The 22501-nt window shown below is 69.6% G+C and carries 15 protein-coding genes; 7 read left to right on the forward strand and 8 right to left on the reverse strand.

Translation table 11 applies throughout. The features are described 5' to 3' along the window. Nucleotides 1-59 precede the first annotated feature (59 nt). Nucleotides 60-1691, reverse strand: a complete 1632-nt coding sequence (locus tag IE263_RS23165) for a long-chain fatty acid--CoA ligase (RefSeq protein WP_189939649.1) — start codon at nt 1689-1691, stop codon at nt 60-62. A gap of 310 nt (nt 1692-2001) precedes the next feature. Between IE263_RS23165 and IE263_RS23170 the strand changes: the two genes are divergently transcribed. Beyond that, entirely contained in the window at nt 2002-2841 is an 840-nt protein-coding gene (locus IE263_RS23170; RefSeq protein ID WP_189939650.1) for a thioesterase family protein, read from the forward strand. 107 nt (nt 2842-2948) lie between these two features. Here the strand turns inward: IE263_RS23170 and IE263_RS23175 are convergent, their stop codons facing one another. Next, entirely contained in the window at nt 2949-5024 is a 2076-nt protein-coding gene (locus tag IE263_RS23175; RefSeq protein WP_189939651.1) for an AAA family ATPase, read from the reverse strand. Between the two features lie 440 nt (nt 5025-5464). Between IE263_RS23175 and IE263_RS23180 the strand changes: the two genes are divergently transcribed. Next, a complete protein-coding gene (locus IE263_RS23180) occupies nt 5465-7546 on the forward strand; it encodes an ATP-binding protein (protein ID WP_189939652.1) in 2082 nt (693 codons plus the stop codon). A 1-nt stretch (nt 7547) separates the two neighbouring features. On the opposite strand, the gene IE263_RS23185 is transcribed toward IE263_RS23180, so the two are convergent. From IE263_RS23185 to IE263_RS23195, 3 genes are all read right to left on the reverse strand, one after another. Then, nucleotides 7548-8903 (reverse strand): carotenoid oxygenase family protein, encoded by a 1356-nt coding sequence (locus tag IE263_RS23185; RefSeq protein ID WP_189939653.1) that lies wholly within the window; start codon nt 8901-8903, stop codon nt 7548-7550. Nucleotides 8904-8980: 77 nt separating this feature from the next. Continuing rightward, complete coding sequence (locus IE263_RS23190; RefSeq protein ID WP_189939654.1) at nt 8981-10387, reverse strand: MFS transporter; 1407 nt, start codon at nt 10385-10387, stop codon at nt 8981-8983. Nucleotides 10388-10810: 423 nt separating this feature from the next. Next, nucleotides 10811-10996 (reverse strand): hypothetical protein, encoded by a 186-nt coding sequence (locus IE263_RS23195; RefSeq protein WP_189939655.1) that lies wholly within the window; start codon nt 10994-10996, stop codon nt 10811-10813. A 372-nt stretch (nt 10997-11368) separates the two neighbouring features. Here IE263_RS23195 and IE263_RS23200 point away from each other — a divergent pair, with 372 nt between their 5' ends. Beyond that, on the forward strand, nt 11369-11998 hold the full coding sequence (locus tag IE263_RS23200) for a hypothetical protein (protein ID WP_189939656.1): 630 nt from the start codon (nt 11369-11371) through the stop codon (nt 11996-11998). Between the two features lie 32 nt (nt 11999-12030). Here the strand turns inward: IE263_RS23200 and IE263_RS23205 are convergent, their stop codons facing one another. Beyond that, nucleotides 12031-12339 (reverse strand): hypothetical protein, encoded by a 309-nt coding sequence (locus IE263_RS23205; protein ID WP_189939657.1) that lies wholly within the window; start codon nt 12337-12339, stop codon nt 12031-12033. 778 nt (nt 12340-13117) lie between these two features. Here IE263_RS23205 and IE263_RS23210 point away from each other — a divergent pair. The 4 genes from IE263_RS23210 (at nt 13118) to IE263_RS23225 (ending at nt 19789) form a co-directional block, all read left to right on the forward strand. Further along, the gene (locus IE263_RS23210) at nt 13118-15898 is read left to right on the forward strand and encodes an ATP-binding protein (RefSeq protein WP_189939658.1); all 2781 of its coding nucleotides are present in this window, start codon (nt 13118-13120) and stop codon (nt 15896-15898) included. A gap of 254 nt (nt 15899-16152) precedes the next feature. Then, nucleotides 16153-17259, forward strand: coding sequence for a polyprenyl synthetase family protein (locus IE263_RS23215; protein ID WP_189939659.1), 1107 nt, complete (start codon nt 16153-16155; stop codon nt 17257-17259). After that, on the forward strand, nt 17256-18353 hold the full coding sequence (locus IE263_RS23220; RefSeq protein ID WP_189939660.1) for a terpene synthase family protein: 1098 nt from the start codon (nt 17256-17258) through the stop codon (nt 18351-18353). The genes IE263_RS23215 and IE263_RS23220 overlap by 4 nt, the downstream gene beginning before the upstream one ends. After that, on the forward strand, nt 18350-19789 hold the full coding sequence (locus tag IE263_RS23225; protein WP_229911117.1) for a cytochrome P450: 1440 nt from the start codon (nt 18350-18352) through the stop codon (nt 19787-19789). The genes IE263_RS23220 and IE263_RS23225 overlap by 4 nt, the downstream gene beginning before the upstream one ends. 350 nt (nt 19790-20139) lie before the next feature. Here IE263_RS23225 and IE263_RS23230 read toward each other — a convergent pair whose 3' ends face one another. Next, nucleotides 20140-21360 (reverse strand): acyl-CoA dehydrogenase family protein, encoded by a 1221-nt coding sequence (locus IE263_RS23230; protein WP_189939661.1) that lies wholly within the window; start codon nt 21358-21360, stop codon nt 20140-20142. A gap of 138 nt (nt 21361-21498) precedes the next feature. Then, entirely contained in the window at nt 21499-22188 is a 690-nt protein-coding gene (locus IE263_RS23235) for an alpha/beta fold hydrolase (protein WP_189939662.1), read from the reverse strand. Between the last annotated feature and the right edge of the window lie 313 nt (nt 22189-22501).

The following is a 22501-nucleotide window of genomic DNA, read 5'->3' on the forward strand; positions in this document are numbered from 1 at the left end:
TGCGCCCCTGGGCAGAGGCCCAGGGGCGTCGGCGCTTTGCGACCTGTCGCGGGTGGTGCTCAGGCCATGACGACCCGCAAGGCCCCCTGTGCGTACTGCTCGCGGAGCGCCTTCTTGTCGTACTTGCCGGTCGAGGTCATGGCGATGGACGGCAGGAAAACCCAGCGTTCGGGCAGCTGCCAGCGTGCGATCCGGTCGTTCAGGAAGTTCTTCAGTTCCGAGGCCTCGATCGGGCCGTCCGCCAGGACCACACAGGCCAGGGGCCGTTCGCCCCACTTGTCGTCGGGCACTCCGATGACGCAGGCCTCCAGAACGGCGGGGTGGTCGGCGAGATGGTTCTCCAGCTCGACCGAAGAGATCCACTCGCCTCCGGACTTGATGACGTCCTTCATGCGGTCGGTCAGGGTGAGACAGCCGTCGGGGGAGATGCGCCCCATGTCTCCTGTCCTCAGCCAGCCGTCGCTGAACCTGTCGTCCTGCGTCCCGGTGTCCTCACCGTAGTAGGAGCCGGTGACCCAGGGGCCACGCACCTGGAGTTCGCCGACCGACGTGTTGTCCCAAGGAAGTTCGTCGCCGTGCTCGTCGATCAGCCTGGCCTCGACCTGGGCGCAGAAGCGGCCCTGGCCGGTCTGGTGCGCGATCGACTTCTGAACTCCGGCAGCGGCGGACGGACGGGCGAAGCTGCCGAGCGGCGAGGTCTCGGTCATCCCCCAGCCCTGCATCAGTGTGATCCCGTACCGCTCGGCGTAGGCACGGACCATGGACTCCGGTGACGCCGATCCGCCGGCCACGATCTCCTCCATGGAGGAAATGTCGATCTCCGGATGGGCTTCCAGATACCGCAGCAGATTTCCCCACACCGTGGGCACACCCACGCCCTTGGTCGGACGGACGGCGGCAATGAACGCGGCCAGGGGTTCCGGCGCGAGAAAGCGGTCCGGCATGGCCAGCGAAGCGCCGGTCAGAAAGGCGCCGTAGGGCAGGCTCCAGGCCAGTACATGGAACTGCGGCACGACGGCCAGAGCCAGGTCCTCGCGGGACAGGGCGATGACATCCGGCAGCGAAGCCGCCATGGAGTGCAGATAGATCGAACGGTGACTGTAGACAACGCCTTTGGGATCACCAGTGGTCCCTGAGGTGTAGCACATGGCCGCCGCGGACCGCTCGTCCACCTCGGGCCACGCATAGCTGTCCGGCTGACCGTGGAGCAATGCCTCGTACGATTGCACCTCGACTCCAGGGGCATCCAGGACGGACACGTTGGCAGGCCCGTTGACGATGACGTGCCGCACGGACCGGAGCCCGGGCAGCAGCGGCAGGAAGACGGGCAGCAGCGAGTGGTCGACGATGACGACCTGGTCCTCGGCGTGGTTCGCGGTGTACACGATCTGTTCCGGAAACAGCCGGACATTCAGCGGGTGGATCACCGCGCCCATCGCCGGCACGGCGAAATACGCCTCCACGTGCTGCTGGTTGTTCCACATGAAGGTGGCCACCCGGTCGCCCTCTCCCACCCCGATGGCCCGCAGGGCACCCGCCAGCCGGGCGGCGTTACGGCCCGTCTCCGCGTACGTGGTGGTCGAGTGCCCCTCCTGCCCCGCCGTCACGATCCTGCTGGTCGCGTGAACGCGTGATCCGTGCTCCAGAAGGCGGCGGATCTGAAGTCCGGTGTCCTGCATGGTGCTGCGCACTGGTCCCCCAATTCGAGTAAGGCCCGGATGAGTCGGGCGTCCGCCGTAGGCGGAAAGGAGAATGGGAACCGCCCACGGTTGGCGACGCTCCCAGTCAGCGCTACGACGAGGACGGCAGGCTGGTTCAGCAGGATTCCGGTATCGCGGCTGCGGCGGGTTTCCCTCCCGGTGAACCAGACTTCCCAGACCCTCGTAGTACTCGAATGGCGGGTGCCGGACTCCCACGCCTGAGCGTTCCCCACAGACCGGAGGGGGACCCGAAGCGGCACCACGAGCTCACCCTCTGCCTCACTATGCAAAAGAGAAACGCATGACCTCCACGACGGAATTCGATCAGGCCACCTCGCTCATTCGAGCCGATGATTCAGCCTTGCATCATGCCGAGTTGCGGGACGACTGGCGCTTCGGTGCGGGTATTCATGGTGGTGTGCTGATGGCCTTGGCGGGCCGCGCCCTTTCGGAGGACCTGGGGGCCCAGGGTTCAGGCCACCGTGATCCGATATCCGTCAGCGCTCACTTCCTGTCCAGGTCACTGCCCGGCCCTGCGACTGTGCGCACGGAGATTCTCCGCCACGGGCGTACCGTCTCGAGCGGCATGGCTTTCATCCGGCAGGGCGATCAAGAACGCGTGCGCGTGGTCGCCACGTTCGGGGATCTCGCCGACAAGGCCACGGCCGATCCTGCCCGCGTGTTCTCGGCTCCTCCGAGCATGCCGCCGCCCGAGAAGTGCGTGGGGACCGACCTGGCGCCGCCGGAACTTCTCAAGGAATCACCACTGCTTCAGCGCGTCGACCTGCGACTTGACCCCGACTGTGTCGGGTGGGCTGTAGGGATGCCTTCAGGGCGAGGAGCCGTGCAGGGCTGGCTGCGCTTCCTGGACGACCGTGAGCCGGACCCGATGATGCTCTTGTTCGCCGTCGACTGTCTTCCGCCGGTCAGTCTGGATCTCGGAATTCCGGGCTGGGCACCGACGCTGGAACTCACCACGCACATCAGGAGGCTGCCTGCCCCGGGTTGGCTGAGGCTGAAGCACTCGACAAGCCTCGTTGACAACGACCGTATGGAGGAAGACGCCGAGGTGTGGGATTCGGCCGGCCGCCTGGTGGCACAGTCCCGGCAGCTCACACGCCTGGGACGGCCGGACTCATGAACCACCTCGACGTACGGGGCGCACGGACCGCACAGCACGGCAGGTGCTTGCTGGGGCCGTGCGCTCCAGGCCGCGAACTCCACGGACGTCTCCGGACCCCTCGTACGTCACTCCGGACTGCCGACAGCCTGCTGCGGAAAAGCGTCCGCCGGAGTCGACAACCTCAACTCCTGCTGCCAGAGCAGTTCCACCACACGATCGATTCCTTGCGCCAGATGCCGTCGGTAGGTGCTGAACGGGATACCCAGGAGGGCCGCCGCGGCCTCCTGGGTCCGGTGACGGTTCGCGTAAGTGGCCTTGAGAGCTTGATACGGCTTGGCCTGACGGGGGTCCTGTTGAAGGGCCTCCACCGTCTCGAGCAACAAGTGGCGCAGTTGCTCATCGTATGTGCCCGTCCAGTTGGCGCGATCAGCCAGGAGCCGGGTGGTGAGAAGTGGATTGTCCCGCAGACCGGAGGAGTGCAGGTCACGCAGAGCAACGCGGACCGCTGCGGCGAAGGTGCGCTGGTCCAGCGGCGGGGTGCTGCTCTGCGCCGGGTCCAGGGCCTCGGCCAGGGGAACAAGTGACCACGTTCGGTCGAACCAGGACTCCAGTGAACTGGCACGCCAGTCCATACCGAAAGCCGTCCAGGCGCGCCCACTGTCGAACGTGGTGCGAATGACCTGCCGATGACCAGTGAGGTGCATCAGCGTTCCCCAGTACTCCGGATGCGGCGTGACGACGAAGCACCAGCCCATACCTGTCGTCCGCACCCAGTCCTTGACCACGTGCAGCTGCTCGAGATGTTCCACGAAAACGAGACCCTCGTGCGCGGGCTCGGGGACACAGAAGCGCAAGATGCGCACGTGCTGCCCGGGCCGCAGCGGAGCATGGCTCTCGATACGATCCCAGGCCGCTGCCACGACGGGGTCCGCCTGGTCGCTCTCATCGCGCCGCGTCAGACGCAGCCACATCATGAAGCCCATCGGGTCGCCCGTATGGGTGTCTCTGTACAGCCAGAAGGCCTCCGGCTGCTTCTCGAGCCAGTAGCGCACGATACGGGCCGAGTCTTCGTCCTCCGCCGCGATCAGTTTGAGCACGATGTCGTGGTCCTCGGGACGAAGATGTTTTTCCCACACACTGCCCGCATGCGCGATGCGCTCGAAGTATGCGCGCATAGGGCCATGACGCAGCAGATACAGCAGCTCGCGTACGGCCTGTGCGGCCTCGACTTCGGGCACCGTTCGCGTACGGTTCAGAAGAAACCGCCCCGTCTTGTGGTGCATCAGCTGATAGCCCTCGGGGTCACGCCAGCGCAAGTCGCGGTCCAGGACCTCTGCCACCAGATCATGGACGATCAGTCCCCGCGGCCCGAACTCCGTGAACGGCAGTCCGCACAGCCAGTCGAACATGGGCCCGGCACTCTCGTCGCCCATCACCGCGCCCAACAGTTTCCTGTTCAGCGTCAGAACATGCGCGGCGGTTTCCAGGGCGGTGCGGTGCTGTTGCGTGGGAAGAGCACCGATCAGCTGGGCGACGAGTTCGCTGATGATGTCGGGGCTCGGCGCCCAGTCCGTCTGTGTATCACCCCCGGCGGAGAGCAGCGACGCGGCCATACTCAGAGCCAAGGGGTGACCGCCGGCGAACGACATGACCTTCCCGCGCAGCGCGGCTGGGACATCGTGCCGTTCCAACAGGGCCTGTGCGTGCTCGTCATCCAGAGGACGCACCTCCAGGACGGCCAGCGCGTCGGACCATGCGATGTCAGATGTCCATCGCACACTGGGCGGCTGCCGGCCGGCCACCACGACCAGCGTCGTCGCCGGCAAAGTGGGCAGAAACTGATCCCTCAACCACCCCTCGAGGCCCTGGCAGTACTCGAACGAATCAACCAGCAGAACACTCTTGGTATCGCCGAGCGCTCCGGACGCCGCTTGCTCGAAACCCCTGGGCGAGGGATCAACGAGCCTTCCCTCGATCTGCACCGTCACACGTCCGGCCTCCCGAGCCCTGGTCGCCAGACGCCGCAGCAGCGTGGTCTTCCCGACCCCGCCCATTCCATACAGATAGAGCACCGCCGGCGAGCCGGGCTCACCGCGAAGCATCGCAGCAAAACACTCCGTCTCGGCCTCACGGCCGACAAACGCTCTTTCCTCTGCCGCCACAAGCCGCGCCGCCAAAGCGTTGGGCCTGCCGTCCGCCATTCCTACCTCCACACAACGATCGCTCATCGATGATGGCACCGGGACCGACGCAGGTCCCGGCGGCTCACGGCCAACAGGCCAGGCATACAGGGAGAAGGCTGGGGCCTTGAACAGGGACGCACATCGACCCGGTCCGGCCGGCGCGTGCGCCGCCGGGTAACTGCGGCGAACGCGGTGCGATCCGCATGGCGGGCGACCTCGCTGTCGGCGCACATCCTCAGATGGCCCAGCACCATGCGCGCCGCACCTTGTGGGTGCACTCGAACCGTGTTGCCGGTTTCGCCGTTGTTCTGGCTGAACCCTCCGGCACCCATCTGACGAGGTGCCGATCCGATGGCTGCGCCCCCGTGCGGTCGCGCACCTTCACCGGCCGGAGTGCCGGGTCACCACGGCGGTCCAGGCCGATCGGAACAGGGAAAGACAGAGTTCAGGGGGAATCCATGAGCGACACGTTCGCCGCGTGCGTCGAGTCTGTCGGCGACGAACGACAGCGGAGCTTCGGCAGTCATCTCGCCAGGAGCAGGAAGCGGGTGTTCGTCGGTCGGCAGGACGAACTGGCGCTCTTCCGCGCCGTCGTCGGGGATGGGGGCCGGGCGGCGGTGCTGTACCTCCACGGCCCGGGCGGCGTGGGAAAGAGCACTCTGCTCCGACGCTTGGCCGACGAGGCCGTGGACAGGGGGCGGCACGTCATCGAGGTCGACGGCAGAACGACCGAACCGTCGCCGGCGTCGTTCCGGGCAGCGGTCGGGACCGTACCCGAAGGTTCGGTCCTCCTGATCGATACGTTCGAACGGTGCCAGGGGCTGGAGGAATGGCTTCGTGAACGCTTCCTGCCCACGCTTCCGCACGACACCACCGTGGTCGTGGCGGGCAGGGAGGCGCCTTCGACGGACTGGTACATAGACCCCGCGTGGGACGAGACCCTGCACGTGCTGCCGCTGGGTGACCTGGCGCACGATGACGCGCTCGACCTGATCCGAGTACGCGGAGTGCCGTCGAGGCTCCACGCAACGGTGGCTTCCTTCGCGGGCCGCCATCCGCTGGCCTTGAGCCTCACGGCCGCCGTCGTGTCGCGCCGCATGTCCTCGTCGATGGACTGGACACCGACTCCGGACATCGTCGGGACGCTGCTGCGGCACCTTGTCGGCAGCACCCCTTCGCCCTTGCATCGGCACGCCCTGGAAGTGTGTGCCCACGCCATGACAACCACCGAGGACCTGTTGCGGAGCGTCTTCGGCGACGAGCACGCCGCGAAGCTCTTCGACTGGCTGCGCGGTCTGCCGTTCGTCGAGTCCGGGCCCGGCGGCGTCTTCCCGCACGACGTGGTGCGCGAAGCGCTCGACTCGGATCTGCGCTGGCGGGACTGCGCCGGCTACCAGAAGATGCACCGCAGGGTATGTGGATACGCCATCGAGCAGGTCCGGAGCGCCTCGGGCCCTTCGGTCCTGATGGCCGCTCGCGCGGCGAACTACTTGCTGCGCCACGGGCCGTTCGAGATGGCCTACCACTCGTGGCGGGGCAACGGAGAGGTGTACGAGGCGCCCTACCGTCCACAGGACTGGTCGGCGGTGGTGGAGATGGCCCAGCAGGTACAGGGCGGAAAGCCGCTGCACGGCCTGGAGTACTGGCTCGACCGCCGGCCGGAGACGTTCAGGCTCTACCGGAATTCCACGACCGGCGCCCTGCTCGGGTTCCTCGCCCATCTCGAGTGCGACAGGTTCACCGCTGAGGACGCCGCCGCCGATCCGGTGGTGGCCGCGCTCAAGGGCCACTACGGCGGGGACGTGCCGACGCCGACAGGTGGAGTTCTGCGCCTGGCCCGCTACCTGGTCCAGGCCGAAGGAGGTGAGCGGCCGAGCCCCACGTTCGATCTGATGCGGCTCACCGTGCTCGCCGACTGGCTGCGCACGGACCGCCTCGCCTGGTCCGGACAGGTCCTGTCCGACCGGGAGTTCTGGGAGAGGGAGATGTCCTTTCTCGGCCATGGGACCGTCGACGCCGGACGGACACCTGACGGGCGGTCCCCCACGGTCTTCGTCAAGGACTGGCGGACCCTGCCCGTCGAAGCCTGGCTGGAAACGCTGTCCCGGCGCGTACTGTTCGGGACCGGTGCCATGGACCCCGACACCGCTGCCCCTCTCACCGCCTCGGACGGGGGCCCGGCCGGCGAGGAACTGACGGAGCAGCAGTGGGACACGGCCGTACGCGCGTTGTTCCGGGCTTGGAACCACGCGGACGTGCTGGCCGCCAACCCCCTCCTCCGGCTGGTTCCCGGGGAAACCCCGGGGGAACGCGTGCAAGCTCTGCGGCAACACCTCCTGTACGTGGTGCAGTCACTGCGCGGCGACCTGACCACGGCCAAGTACCACGATGCCCTCACCGCCACGTACCTGGGGCGGCAGACCACCCAACGGGGCGCCGCCGCCCGCCTGAAAACTCCGTTCAGTACCTACCGCCGGCACTTGGACCATGGGCTGGCGGAGGCGGTCACCCGCCTCCGCCGACAGCTCACCTCTCAGTGACTCACGCCGTGCTCACAGGTTCGTCGGCGACCCAGGACCCGTGGATGCCGGCCACCACCCTGCGGGGCAGGTGCACGGTGGCGACAGGGTCGGCACGAAGGTCGGTGGCGTCCAGAACGAGCAGTTGGGAGGCGTCGGCGCGCAGATCGCTGAGCACCGTCAGCAGATACCCCTCGTCCTCCCCGTCGCTGCCGCCGGCGGGCACGAAGACCGCCTCGCTGGGCAGCTGTCCGTCACCGACGTGCCTGATCTGCCGGGTTCCGGTGCTCCGGTCGTACTTGACGACACCGAAGTTGCCGACGCCCCGGTCGTCAGGGAAGGAGATCGCGTACTGGTAGCGGTGTTCGCGGCCGATCATGTCGTCGTTGATGGTGGGGAACTCCACGACCAGGTCGTCGACGATCCGCTCGTGCACGGTGCCCGAAGCGAGGTCGATCACCCATTGCTGGTTGAAGGACCGGGAGTTGGGGACGGCGCCCCTCTCCGGGGAACCGACCCACCAGTTCCAGGAGGTGCGGAAGCCGTCCCGGTCGACAGTGGGGCCCTCCAGCACGATCCTGCCCCGGTCGTCCTCATAGGCGTTCGCCGCGTGCAGCATCGATCCCGGCTCGATGGCGAACCACCTGACCGCCGCGGCTCCACCCTTCCCGCGCGGCATCACGCCGATCCGGGCGGGCTGCTCGTCCTTCCAGGCATAGGGGATTCCCGACGTCTCGGTGTGGTCGAAGGTCACCGTTCCCTCGACGAAAACCACGTACCGCTCGGTGATGGCGAAGTCGTGCTTGAGTGAGGCACTGGCGCCCGGCACCTCCTCGCTGTGGATCAGCTCCCCCTTGTCCGAGGAGACGTGGTAGGTCAGATACGGCGGGAACGGCGAGGAGCTGAAGAAGTGCAGTTCGCCGTGGACCGGGTCCTGCTTGGGGTGAGCCGTCATGACGGTGGTGAGCTTGCCGTCGAAGTCGTAGGCGCCGACCGTCTCCAGTTCCGGCGTCAGCTCGAAGGGAAGGTTGGACTCACACAGGGCCAGCAGCCGTCCGGCGTGCTCGATGACGTGGGTACCGGCGGTGCTGGCGGTCAGATCGGGGCCCTTCTCCGTCATGTACGGCGCTCCCTCCAGCGCCGGTGTGCGGACCCAGCGGTTGCGGTACCACTCGGCGCGTCCTTCGCGCAGCCGGATGCCGTGGACCATGCCGCTGCCCTTGAACCAGTGGGTGGGGGTGACACCCGGCTTGGGGTTGTGGCCGTTGCGTATCAGCCGACCGGACAGCTCGGGGGGAAGGTGTCCTTCCACGAGGAGGTCGTGGGCGGTGACCTCATCGACGTGCGGTGTGTAGTGACCCGTGAGGTAGGGCTTCATGACTGCCTTTTCTGTCGAGGTGAAGTGGTGTGCCGGCAACGGGGCTTGCTGAGTCGCCCTCACAGTCGTCCGCAGGCTTACTGAGTGGTGCTCACGGTCGACCGCGACGTGCGACCGGAGTCGCGCAGCGCGTGGACGCCGGCTCCGATGGCCGCCAGCAGGGAGATCACGGCCGCGCCGATGAGAGCACGGCGGTATCCCTGCGCCAGGGCGGCCGGGCCGAGCCCCTTTTCAGCGGCGGCCGTCGAAGAGAGGGAGGTCAGGATGGCGAGGCCCAGCGCCCCACCGACCTGCCGTGCGGTGTTGATGAGCCCACCCGCCACTCCCGCGTGCCGGGGGTCGACGCCACTCACGCCAAGGGCGGTCAGCGGCACGAAGGCGAGGCCCAGACCGAGACCGATCAGGATGCTCGGGCCCAGCAGGTCGGCGGGGAACGTGCCGTCGAGGGGCAGCCGTGCCAGCCAGAGCAGCCCTACGGCGAGCAGGACGAGACCGGGAAGGAGTGTCGACCGCAGCCGTCCGGCCAGCGCCGAGGCGGCCATCAGCGCCCCGGCGAGGGGAAGTTGGGTGAGGCCTGCGGTCAGCGGCGAGTAGCTCAGTACCTTCTGCTGGTAAAGAGGCAGGAAGAAGAAGGTGCCGACCCACACCATGCCCAGCAGCAGCATGAGGAGGTTGCCCGCCACCACGGACCGGTTGCCGAGCAGAACGGGCGGGATCAGCGGATCCGTCGCGCGACGTTCGAGCGGTACGAGCGAGAGCAGCAGGACGATCCCTGCCGCCGGGACGAGGAACCTTTCCGCACCGGACCCGTCACGCGAGCCGAGGCCATACACCAGGAGGGTGAGACCGGCGGTGACGGCGAGGGCTCCCGGCACATCGAGCCGGCCGCCGCGGCTGCCGGTGTCGCGCGGGATCAGGCAGGGGACGGACAGCAGCGCGGGAACGCCGGCGGCCACGCTCACCGCGAAGATCGACCACCACCCCAGGGCGCTCGTGAGGAGGCCGCTGAGAAGCACTCCTGCCGCTCCGCCCGCCGCGGCGGCGGCCCCCCAGATGCCGAGCGCCCTGCCGCGGTCCGGCCCCGGCGGGAACCGGGACAGCAGGATGGCCAGGGCCGCCGGTGACAGAACGGCGGCGCCGACGCCCTGCGCGGCGCGCGCGGCGATGAGCAGCCCGGCTCCGGCAGGAACACTCGCCACGAGTGACCCACCGACGAACAGCACCAGACCGGCGACGAATGTGGTGCGGCTGCCGAACAGGTCGGCGAGCCGTCCACCCACCGGCAGCAGCGCTCCGAAGGCTATGAGATAGGCATTGACGATCCACGTCAGCCCGGTCTGCGAGAGGCCCAGATCCCGGTCGATGGCGGGCAGCGCCACGTTCACGATGGACGTGTTGAGGACGACCAGGAACTGGGCCGCGGTCAGCAGGGCGAGCGTGAGACCTCGGCTGTCCGAGTACCGCGAAAGTGCATGAACCCGCATGACAGCGGCGACCTTTCAGGCTTCTGCCGAAACCGGGTGCACACCCGGTGCGGTGCTCCCCCGAGCCGTCGTTTCCGTCGGCTCGCCCCATGCTGTCCGCCGTCGGGGCCGAGCCCCAGGCCGGTCCAGTGCTCACTCGTTCTCACTGATGCTCACCGGGCTCGGGGCAGTCGTCACCACTGCGCCGGAGGCGAAGAGTCTCGCCCGACAACCGCACGGCACGGGAACAGCAAGCCGTCTGAGCCAGGCTGCGGCCTCACGGCGAACGACGTACAGGAAGGCTCTGGAGTGAGTGAGCAGCGGCGAGCTGTGGTGATCGGCGCAAGTATCGCGGGGCTGTGCACCGCACGCGTGCTGGCGGAGAGATTCGACCATGTACTGGTTGTCGACCGTGACAACCTCCCCGCCGGGCCGGAGTTCCGGTCAGCGGTCCCCCAGGGGCGGCACGGCCACGGTCTGCTCGAGACCGGTCAGCGCGCCTTGGAGCAGTTGTTCCCCGGAGTCACGGCGGAACTCGTCGCAGCCGGTGGAGTGCGTCTGGACCACCTCGCCGACTCGAGGGTGTTCCAGTACGGTCACCCCTTTCGTCACACCGTCTCCGAGTGCCACTTCCTCAGTGTCACAAGGCCGCTTCTCGAGTGGTCTCTGCGTCGACGTGTCCTGGGCCTGCCGAACGTGATCATCCGGCCGAGTTGCGCGGCGATCGGCCTGTCCGGTGACGCACACCGGGTGACCGGGGTGAGGACCGCCGACAGTGAGGTGCTCGCCGCGGACCTCGTTGCCGACTGCACAGGTCCGTCCGGACGTTCCGACAGGTGGCTGGCGGCCCTGGGAGGACCCTTGCCCGACGTGTCACAGGTGAAGATCGGCGCGGGATACTCCAGCCGGATGTTCGGCCGGCTTCCCGGCGAACGCGTGGGTGGGGCAGCGGCTGCTTACGTCCTTGCCTCCCCTCCCGGAAGTCCGCGAGGGGCCAACGCGGTGCCCGTCGAAGGTGATCGCTGGCTCATCGGTCTGCACGCGCTGCACGTGGGCGGCCTGCCCGACGACGACGCCTCGTTCCTCGACTTCGCCAGGAGCCTGCCCGATCCGTCGATCGCGGAACTGGTGACCCGCGCCGAGCCGATGGGTGCCATCTCCCTCCATCGCTTCCCGGCAAGCCGACGACGGCACTTCGAGCGGCTGACGGACGTCCCCGTCGGCTTCGTCACGGTCGGGGACGCGCTGTGCACGTTCAATCCCGTCTACGGACAGGGCATGACCAGCGCCGCCCTCCAGGCACTCGCCCTGGGCGGGGTCCTTGACCGGTTCGGGCCCCGCGAGGCCCGAACGGCCGCCGCCTATTACGCCGCGGCAGCCAAGGCGGTCGAGGTTCCCTGGACTCTGGCGGCCGGAGGAGACTTCGCGTTCCCCCAGACCCGCGGCCCCAAGCCGCGCGGAACCGACATGGTCAACCGCTACGTTCGCGGTGTCGCCCTGGCCGCACAGGTCTCCGCGCCCGTCGCCAAGGCCTTCGCCTCCGTAGCCCACCTCGCCAAGCCGCCGACGCTGCTCTTCCGCCCGTCGATGGTCGCGCGCGTCGCAGCAGCGGCCCTCCGCTCCCGGACGTAGTGGCGCTCGGCGCCGAGACGACCCACGCCCGCTCAGTCGGTGGCACGGGTACGGGGTCCGCGCCTGCCCTTGCCGATGAAGAGACTCAGGAGTGCGGTGACCGCGCTCACCACCGCCAGCCGTACGCTCCACTCGCTCACGAACCCACTCCCGGCGTGGGCGAGTTCGGGCCGGCCGAGGAGCGCGGTGCTGAGCGGATAGGTGGCCAGACAGACGATCAGCACCATCCAGAACGGCGGCTCGTTGGACACCGACACGGCTGAGGACGCGCAGATCACGACGATGCTGAGCGCGATGACGAGTGAGGTGAAGGTCATGACCACCAGCATTCCGGTGACCATACGCCCCATCATCCGCCGTCGGCAGGAAAGACATCTCTACCCGAAGGTGGAGAAGGAGCAGCAGCCGTCCCGGACCTGCACGCCTTGCCGCGCGGGGATGCTGGGCACGCTACCTCGGGACGCCGGCGTGGTCATGTGTCCCGCTGGGGATGTCGAGCGGCTCGATATCGTCGTGGTACGGGACATGGGTGTGGCGCCGCCACGTGTACCAGTACACACGAGCACCACATCGGAGCACGGAGATGAAGCCGCGGACCAGCACTGTGCCGATCATCAAGTCCCTTTCCCTCGGGGGTGTTCGGCGAACGCCGTGAGTGGGCCCGCGGTGCAGCGCATCGGTCGCGGTGTCCTGTGCCGTGCGCGCAAAAAAAAGGGGGGCGGGCTCTGACAACTCGGTGTGGGATGCCAGAGCCCGCCTACGGGTGCGGGCCCGTACACACCACAACGGTCGCTTCCGCGCACTGGTTCACCACCACCAGCGCCGGCCCCGGTCGAGAAGGCGCTTGTCGCCGCGGGCCCACTGCCGTCGCGTCGAGCCGACGGCTGACCCGCCCGGTCCGCCGTCCGCGGCGCGGTCGTCGCAGGGGCCCGCGGCGAACTCATCCGCCTGCCCTGACACCGGTGCCGATTTCCTCAAAACACGAAGAGGCCACAGGTTTCCTGAAAATATGAAGAGGTCACAGACCGGTCACTGACCGCTGTCCAACCGATACGCTCTGTCGATGTCGAGCGGCGCGTCACCGATGTGCCGACTGCACCGTGCCGGGAGGGGAAACCGGTGGTCACCGATGAGGCCGACCCGCTGCGGGTGGTAACCCGGACGGCGGCGGGGAAACCGCTTGAGCGGGGTGCGCGGACCCTGCCGAGGACTCTGGAGCGGGACACGGAACTGGCCACCGCCCAGGCCGCGTTGGATGCCGTGATCGGACGCTCGGCGGCGCAGGCGGCGATTCCCGCCGAGTGCTGCGGCGGACTGCTGGCCTTCACGGGACCGGCCGGAGGGGGCAAGACGACCCTGCTGAACGAGGTGCGCCGCCGCGCGGCCGAACGGGAGTGCACGGGTCTGTTCGCCAAGGGCGTCGAGCAGGAACAGAGCCTCGCCTTCCACGTGGTGCGCCAGTTGTTCCAGCCGCTGCTGGCCTCGTACTCCGAGAGCGAGCGCCGCGAGGCGCTGGGCGACTGGTACGGCATCGTGGGTCCCTGTGTCGGGCTGTGCCCTCCCGCGACGGAGGGCGCGGCGCCGGATCCGCAGGGTGTGCGGGACGGCCTGGACTGGATCGTCACCCATGTGGCCGTCCAGCGCGGGCCGTTGGTCCTCGCCGTGGACGACCTCCACTGGGCGGACGCGGAGTCCGTGGCGTGGCTCACCTCCTTCGCGAGGCGAGTGGAGGAGCTGCCGGTGCTGGTGGTGGTCGCCTACCGCCCGGACGAACTCGGCGAGGAATCGGCCGAGTTCACCGACATGGTGGAGCGGCACCGGGTCCGTCCGCTGGACCTGGCGCCGCTCAGCCCGAGCGCCGTCGCGGACCTCCTGCGCGTGGGCCTGGACGCGGAGGCCGACGACGACTTCTGCCAGGAAGCCTGGCTGGTGACCGGCGGCAACCCGTTCGAGACGGTCGAGCTGGTGGCGAAGGTGGGCGACCGCCGTCTGGCTCCGGTCCGGGAGAACGCCCACGCGTTGCGGGACATCGCCGCCGAGACCTGGGGCGGCGGTCTGGTGGACCGGCTGCACGAACTGGGCCAGGCCGCGATCCGGCTGTCCTGGGCGGTGGCCGTCCTCGGTTCGGAGGCGACCCCGTGCCTGGCCGCGTCTCTGGCGGCGCTCGGCCAGGCCGAGTTCACCCAGGCCGCGGACGTGCTGCGGGCCGAACGGATCCTGACGTACGGCCCGACGCTGGAGTTCGCGCATCCGCTCATCGCGACGGCGATCTACCGTGCCATTCCGAACCCGACGCGCGTGGCTCTGCACGGCAAGGCCGCCTGGGAGCTCGTCGAGGCGGGGCAGGGCGCGGCCGCGGCGGCGCGGCATCTGCTGGAGACGCAGCCGGAGGGTGACACCTGGGCCGCCGAGCAACTGCACGAAGCGGCCCGGGAGTATCTGCGCCGCGGCGCTCCGGAGGCCGCCCGGCGCTGTCTGAGCCGCGCCCTGTGCGAGCCGCCGCCCGCCGAGCTGCGGGCCACGGTGCTGTACGAACTCGGTTCCCCGGCACTGATGCAGGACCCGACAACGACGGCGAACCATCTGCGGGCCGCGCTGGAGGAGCCGGATCTGCCGTCGGCTCTGCGACAGAGCGTCGTGATCCGCCTCATGCGGGCGCTGGCCTACTGCGACCGGCTGACCGAGGCGTCGGACGTGGCGACCCGGGAGGCCGGCCGGGCCACCGACTCGCGCATGCGCCTGCGCATGTTCATGGAGCACTTCATGGTTGCGGGGATCACCTCGCACAGCCGCGAGGTCCCCGTCCTGTCCCGGCGGCTCGCCCAACTCACCCGGCGGCTGTCCGGCCGGAACCTGACCGAGCGCTACCTGTTCGGGCTGCGGGCGTGGAACGCGATGGTGCGCGGCGAGCCGGCGGAAACCGCCGTGCAGTACGCCGAGCGGGCGCTGGGGTCCGAGGGCATGCGCTGGACGGACGAGGAGTGGGGGTTCGAGGTCCCGTCGCTGGTGGCCCTCACCTTCCTGTACTGCGACCGGCCGCAGCGGGCCGAGGAGCTGTACACGGGGGCCATCGCGGAGTACGAGCACCAGGGCTGGCGTGGGATGCACCTCGCGCTCGGCTACACCCTGCTGGGCTACATCCGGTTCCGGACGGGCCGGCTCACCGACGCCGAGGACTTCGTCCGTGCCGGGCTGCAGCTGGCCGAACGGCTGGGGCCGGCGGGCGTCCATGCCCAGTGGTACGCGCTCGCGGGCCTGATCGAGATCCTGATCGCGCGGGGCGAGTCCGCGGCCGCCGAGGAGCTGGCCGTGAGCCGCCGGTTCGGCAAGCCGTTCCCGTCGGTGGTGACGCTTCCCGACGTCCAGACCGCCCACGGTGAGCTGCTGCTGGCACGCGGCCTGGTGAAGGAGGCCGCCGAGGAGCTGACCGAGGTGGGGCACCGCCTCGACCTGCGGGGCATGCGCAACCCCGCCTGGTGTCCATGGCTGCCCCACCTGGCGCTCGCCTCCCGCGGGACGGAGCCCGCCCGGGCGCTGGACCTCGCACGGGACGCGCTCAGGCGTGCCGAGCGGTTCGGTACGGCGACAGCGGTCGGCCAGGCTTTGCGGGTGCTCGCCCGGGTGACCGAGGGGCCTGAGGGCATCGCCCTGCTGCGACGGGCCGTCACCGTGCTGGAGACGGCGCCCTCGTCGTACGAGCGCGCGAGCGCCCTGGTCGAACTCGGAACCGCGCTGCGCCGTGCCGGGCGCTTCGCGGAGGCCGCGGGGCCGCTGTACCGGGGTGTGGACCTGGCCGGCCGGTGCGGGGCCGGAGGGGTGGCGGCGCAGGCCCGTGACGAACTGGTCGCGGCCGGTCTGAGTCCACGCCGCCTGGACCTGGCGCCGCACGAGTCGCCGTAGCCGCAGGAACGCCGTCCGCCGTAACCGCAGGAACGCCGTCCGCCGTAACCGGAACGAAGCCGTCCCTGGAGTGAACGGCGCACGTGAGGACGTGTACGCGGGGCCGTGCGCCAGTTGGTGGGGCGGGAAGCGCACTGGGCCGCCGTCCTCGGTTTCCGTCCGTGACGAGCAGCGCAGGATCCCTCACGCGTGACAGTTACGGGAGCGTCTGCTCCCACCCCCCATGTTCCTGGTCTCGCTCCCCGGGAGGGGAAATGCTCATCGCTGCGACGGGTACAGACGGCCGCTTCCCGACCGCCCTCACCGACGCCGCACCGGCCCTGAGGGACGTCCGGCAGGCGGTCGACGCGGCACTCGCGGAAACACTGGCGGCCAAACGGCGCTCGGCGGCACCCGCCTTGCGAGAACTCATCGACACGCTGCACGGATTCCTCTTCGCCGGCGGCAAACGGATCCGCCCGGTGATGTGCCTGTGCGGCTGGTACGCCGCGGACGGGCGGGGAGATCCGGAGCCGGTGGTACGGGCGGCGGCGTCGCTCGAACTGTTCCACACCTTCGCCCTCATCCATGACGACGTCATGGACAACAGCGACCTGCGGAGAGGGCGTTCGACCGTGCACCGGTCGCTGGCCGACCTCCACCGAAGCCGCGGCGGCACCGGCGACGCCGACCAGTTCGGGCGGAACGCGGCGGTCCTGCTCGGCGACCTCGCCCTGACGCTGTCCGACGAACTGCTGCACACGTCGCTCACGCCCGACCAACTACGGGCGGGCCTCCCGGTGATCGACACGATGCGTACCGAGGTCGTGTTCGGCCAGTACCTCGATCTCCTCGGCATCGGCAGGCCGATCGGCGATCTCGCCCACGCCCTGGAGCTCATCCGCTTCAAGACCGCGAAGTACACCGTCGAGCGCCCGCTGCACCTCGGCGGCGCGCTGGCCGGCTGCTCCCCCGCGGTCGCCGACGCCTGCACCGCGTACGCCCTCCCGCTCGGGGAGGCCTTCCAGCTCCGGGACGACCTCCTGGGAGCCTTCGGCGACCCCACGGCGACCGGGAAGCCGGCCGTCGACGACTTCCGGGAAGGGAAGTGCACCGTTCTGATGGCCCTTGCCGTCGCACGAGCCGATCAAGGGCAACTGCGGCTCCTGCGGTCCCTGGTGGGCCGCCCCGACCTCACCGAGGAGCAGGCCGACGCCGTACGGGCCGTGCTGGAGGCCACGGGCGCCCGCCACGCGGTGGAGCGCATGATCGCCCGCCGCTGCCGCCGTGCGCTGGCCGCCCTCGACCGCGCCTCCTTCCCCCGGGCCGCCACCGCCGTCCTGCGCCAACTCGCCTACGCACTCTCCGCGAGGACGTCATGACCGAGTTCTATCTGCCCGAGCTGCCCCGGCTGCTTCCCGTGGCCTACCACCCCAAGGCCGCCCAGATCGAGTTCCGGTCCAACGGCTGGGTGCGCCGCCTGCTCGGCGGCTGCTTCGCCCGCGAGGACGATCTGCTCTCCTTCCTTCGCCAGCGCAACGGTCTGTACGGGCCCCTGACCGTGCCGGCCGCCGACGAGCGGCGGGCGCTCGACGTCACCGACTGGTACCAGTACGTCACCGTCATAGACAGCGCCGTGTCGGACCGCTCGGCGCTGGGAGCCGACGAGTCGGGCGCCCGCGAGGTGTTCGCCGGCATCATGACCGACTTCCACGGCGGCCGGGGCGGCAGCGAGCGACTCCCGTACGCCCGCGCCGGCAAGGAGCTCTGGCGCCGCATCGGCCCAGAGCTCTCCCCCGCGCAGATCCGGCGGTTCGCCGATGCGCTGGAGGCGTTTCTGCACGGGTGTGCCACCGAGATCGGTTTCAAGCTGACGGACCGCGTGCCGGACTACCAGACCTGTATGGCCGTGCGGATGAACAGCTTCGGCTGCGACTTCATCCGGCTGATGACCGAGTACGCGGCCGAGGTCGACATGACCGCCCACGACGCGCTGCTCACGGACGTCCACACGCACGGAATGCGACAGATGATCATCGTCAACGATCTGCTGTCGTGGCGCAAGGAGCATGCCCAGGGGGACAAGATGACGCTGGTCCGGGTGCTCATCGAGCGTGAGGGGCTCGGTCTGCAGCAGTCGGTCGACCAGCTGTGCGGGCTGGTCGAGCACCATGAGAAGGCCTATCTCGCGGCACGGGACCGGCTGTTGGACGGGCCGCACGGCTCGCGCCCGGACATCCGTGGCTACCTGCGCGGACTGGACCACTGCATCGGTGGCAGCCAGGAGTTCGAGTACCTCACGCCCCGCTACTTCGGCGACGGTTATGTCTGGGACGGCTCCACTTCGGGCTGGCTCAGCCTCACCGCTCCCGTCACCCGGTTCCGGCCGCACTCGGGCCGTGGCCCCGATGCCGACGACTCGCTCGCGGCCGGCCCGGGCCGGCCCGCGGCCTTCCACGACGAGGAGCTGAAGTGACAGCGATCCGACCCACCTGGCCGGGGTCCCGACGGCCGGCCCGGGGCACCGCCGCGCCGACGGCGGCCGCCATCGCGCCCGGCCGGCTCCCCGTTCTCGGCCACGCGGTACCCCTCCTGCGCCGACCGCTGCGGTTCCTCACCTCCCTGCCGTCCCACGGCGACCTCGTCGAGGTGCGTCTCGGCCCGCTGCGGGCCTACCTGGTCTGTCGGCCCGAACTCGTCCAGCAGGTCCTGCTGGACCCGCGTACGTTCGACAAGGGCGGCCCGCTGTTCGACGCGGCCCGGCTGCTGGTGGGCAACGGCCTGGTCACCTCGGGCTGGGCGGAGCACCGGATCCAGCGCAGGCTCGTACAACCCGCCTTCCATCCCGGCCGGATGGCGTCCTACGCCCGTGTGATGTGCGAAGAGGTCGACACCGTGGTCTCGGCATGGGAGGAGGGCCGCGCCGTCGACCTCAATGCCGCGCTGCACGCGCTCACGATCCGCGTCACCATGCGCACCCTGCTCTCGACGACGATGGACAGCCGGGCTGTCGCCGAGGTGCAGCACTGTCTGCCCGTCATCTTCAAGGGCGTCTACCGGCGCATGATCGCGCCGATCGGGCCGCTGCACCGGCTCCCCACCCCGGAGAACAGGCGGTTCGACCGGGCACGGGCGAGACTGTGCGCGATCATCGACGAGACCGTCCGGGCCCGCCGGAGTGCCGGGTCCGAGCACGACGACGTCCTGTCGATCCTGATCGGTGCCCACGACGACGAGAGCAGCAAACGCTTCACCGACGACGAGGTCCGCGACCAGGTCATGACGATGCTGATCGGCGGAACGGAGACGACCGCCAACGCCCTCGGCTGGGCCTTCCACCTCCTGAGCCGGCACCCGGAGGCGGAGCGGGCGGTGCAGGACGAGGTCGACCGCGTCCTCGGCGGACGGCTGCTGCCCGCCTTCCCGGATCTGCCCGAGCTCGACCACACCCGGCGCGTCGTCACCGAAGCCCTGCGCCTGTATCCGCCCGCGTGGATCCTCACCCGGACGACCACCGCCGAGACCGAGCTGGCGGGACAGCCGCTGCCCCCCGGCGCGATCGTCCTGTTCAGCCCCTACGTCCTCGGCCGCGACCCCGGTGTCTTCCGCGACCCGGGGCGCTTCGACCCCGACCGCTGGCTGCCCGAGCGCGTGTCGCCGGCGCTGCGTTCCGCGATGTTGCCCTTCAGCGCAGGCAGCCGCAAATGCATCGGTGACGCCTTCGGTATGGCCGAAGCGACCCTCGCGCTGGCCGCCGTCAGCGCGCGCTGGCAGCTCCGCCCCGTACCCGGCGCGACGATCCGGCCGATGCCGAAGGCGTCCCTGAGCCCGGGCCCGCTCCTCATGCTCCCCCGGCGACGGCGCCGCCCGGCGCGGTCACAGCTGAGCAGCCGCCGGGCCGGGGATCAGTAGGGACAGCGGAAGGTCTCCGCCCGCGCCTCGCAGCGGTGTCATCGCGCTGTGCGTGTCGACGAGGCCGGGCATGAGAATTCCGGGAGCCATGTCACGGGCGTCCCACCAGCAGGGGGCGCGTCGGCTCGAGTCCCGCAGTACGGAGGTGACCGTCGTCCTGTACGTCGACGACACTGTCTCGGGCCACGAGCATCGCGCATCCGCGGGCAGGACGACTGGGGCGTGGGAACGGCGTGCGAGTGGCACGATCACTCCACTGGATCTCGTCCAGGCCTGTCTGCTCAGGTGGGCTTGGTAGAGGGACCCGTGCCGGCCACGGCCAGGTCGCCGTGGCCGGCGGACGGTGTGGATCAGACCATGAGGCTCACCCGCTCGCTGATGCCGAGGAGGGACTTACCGTAGACCTCCAGGCCGACCGCCGGGACCAGGCCGGCGTGGCGCGCCGCGGTGTTGGCGTCCCGCCAGATGCGCTGCAGGGGGCCGGCATCGGCGAACGCGGCCGCGCCGTGCACGTTCAGGAGGGTGCTGATCGCGTCGAGCACTTGCTGTGCGGCGAACCCGGCTCGGGCCCTGATGTGCGTACGTGCGGCGTGGTCCAGGGGGCCGCCGGAGCGGGCGGCCTGATCCACCTCGTCCACGGCTCGGTAGGTGTGCAGGCGTGCCGTCTCCAACTTCAGTGCTGCTTCCGCCAGTTGTATCTGGACGCCCACCGAGTCCGCCTGCCGGCTGTGGACGGTGAACGACAGCGGCTTCTCCGCGGCCGTGTCCACCGCCACGCTCAGCGCCGCCTTGCCCAGCCCGAGCAGCGGTCCGACCAGGCACAGCAACAGCATCGGCCCGAACGTCGAGGCGTACAGCGCCTCGTCCCGGGATGCGCGGGGGTAGACGCCCTCGGCGGCCGCGGGAACCGACAGCACGCGGTGCTCGGGAACGAACACATCCCGGGCGATCAGCGTGTTGCTGGCCGTCGCCTTCATGCCTGCGGTGTGCCAGGTGTCCTCCACGGCCAGTTCGGAGGCGGGGATCAGGACGAGCGCCTGGTCCGCCACCGCTCCGCTGTCGTCCTTCAGCAGAGCACCGACCGCGGCCCAAGTGGCGTACGGGGCACCGGAGTTGTACGACCACTTTCCGCTGACGCGCCAGCCGCCCGGCACCCGTTCTCCGATACCCGTCGGCGCCGCCACACCGGTCACGCGCGCCTCCGGATCGGCCCCGAAGACCTCCTCCTGGGCCTTGTCCGGGAAGAGGCACGCCAGCCAGTTGGTCACCGAGATGATCATCCCGACCCAGGCCGCCGAACCATCGCCCTCCCCGAGCGCCTCGGACACCTCCGTCAGGGTCCGGAGGTCGGTCTCGCAGCCGCCGTAGCGCCTCGGAGTCAGCAGCCGGAAGACCCCGGCCTCGGCCAGGGCGTCGACGACCTCCGCCGGCAGCACGCGATCCGCCTCGCCGCGCGCCGCCCGGTCCCGCAGCAGCGGCTGCAGAACGACGGCCCGCGCCACGAGCTCGGCCCTGAGCGCCTCCCTGGACAGCACACCGGTTGCCTCCTCGCGGCTGTTGCTGTTCACCATGTTCTCCTTCTTCACGGTTGCTTGCCGGGCAGGACCGCCGCACCGTGCGTGCCTCTCGGCCGACGTGCGGGGTGCGATAGCGGACGCTGCCAGGTGATCGAACGGGGGTGGGTGGTCGAGTGAGGCTGTGACCGGGGGTCAGGCTTCCGGCCTGAGGGCGACCTTCGCCAGCAGGGCGGCGAGTTCCACCGGCTTCGACAGGAACGGCGAGTGGCCGCCCTCGATCCTGTGGACCTCGTCGGCGCGGGCCGCCAGCACCTGCTGACTCTGCGCGGGCAGCGCCTGATCGTCCTCGCAGAGGATGTACGTCGACGGCACGGTGTGCCACCCGGCCCTGGTCAGGACGTCGCTGAAGGACTTCGCGCTCTGCGGCACCAGGCGCTTGGCGGCCTCCTCCGCCTCCGAGCGAGGCACGTCACCGTAGAACAACGCGACCGGATCGCTCGGTACAGCTTCGAAATCGCCCTGGTCCGGCGGCGGGACAGGCGCGCCGTGGAACCCCAGGAGACTCTCGCCCACGTCGAGTGGGAACGCCGCCAGGTAGACGACGCGCGAGACGTTCCCCGCCTCGGCGACGGCCTGGCTGACCGGTATGCCGCCGTAGGAGTGTGCGACGACCACGACGGGGCCGTCGATGAGCTCCAGTTCTTCTGATACCGCCTGCGCGTCTTCCTGCACACCCGCCCGCCCACCGGCGCTCGGCAGGTCGATCGCCCGAACCCGCCACCCGTCGGCGTCAAGCACCGAGGTCAGCCTCTCCCAGCACCACGCGCCGTGCCACGCCCCGTGCACCAGAAGCAGAGTCGGACGGGAAACCCCATCAGTCACGAAAGTCCACTTTCAGATCAGCAAGAACAACGAAGCGCTCAGCGGCGCTCACGAAAGACCCTACGGGGACATCGGACACCCTGTCCAACGAAGTGTCCATCAGCTGGCCGACGTTGACAGCGACAGGTGAGACGGACAGGCAGGACGGCACGTCGACCGTGGCGATCACGGCCGGCCTCGGTAGATCGCGTGACCCACGAGGAACACCGCTGTGCCGCAGCCCAGCCACCACCGGTGCGCATGACCGTCGAAGTGGTGGATGGCATCGCTGAATGGCCACCGGGCCTTACGTGCCCTCGGAGCGCCGGTCGCC

It is taken from the genome of Streptomyces aurantiogriseus, from assembly GCF_014649375.1.
GTDB classification, from domain to species: Bacteria; Actinomycetota; Actinomycetes; order Streptomycetales; family Streptomycetaceae; genus Streptomyces; species Streptomyces aurantiogriseus.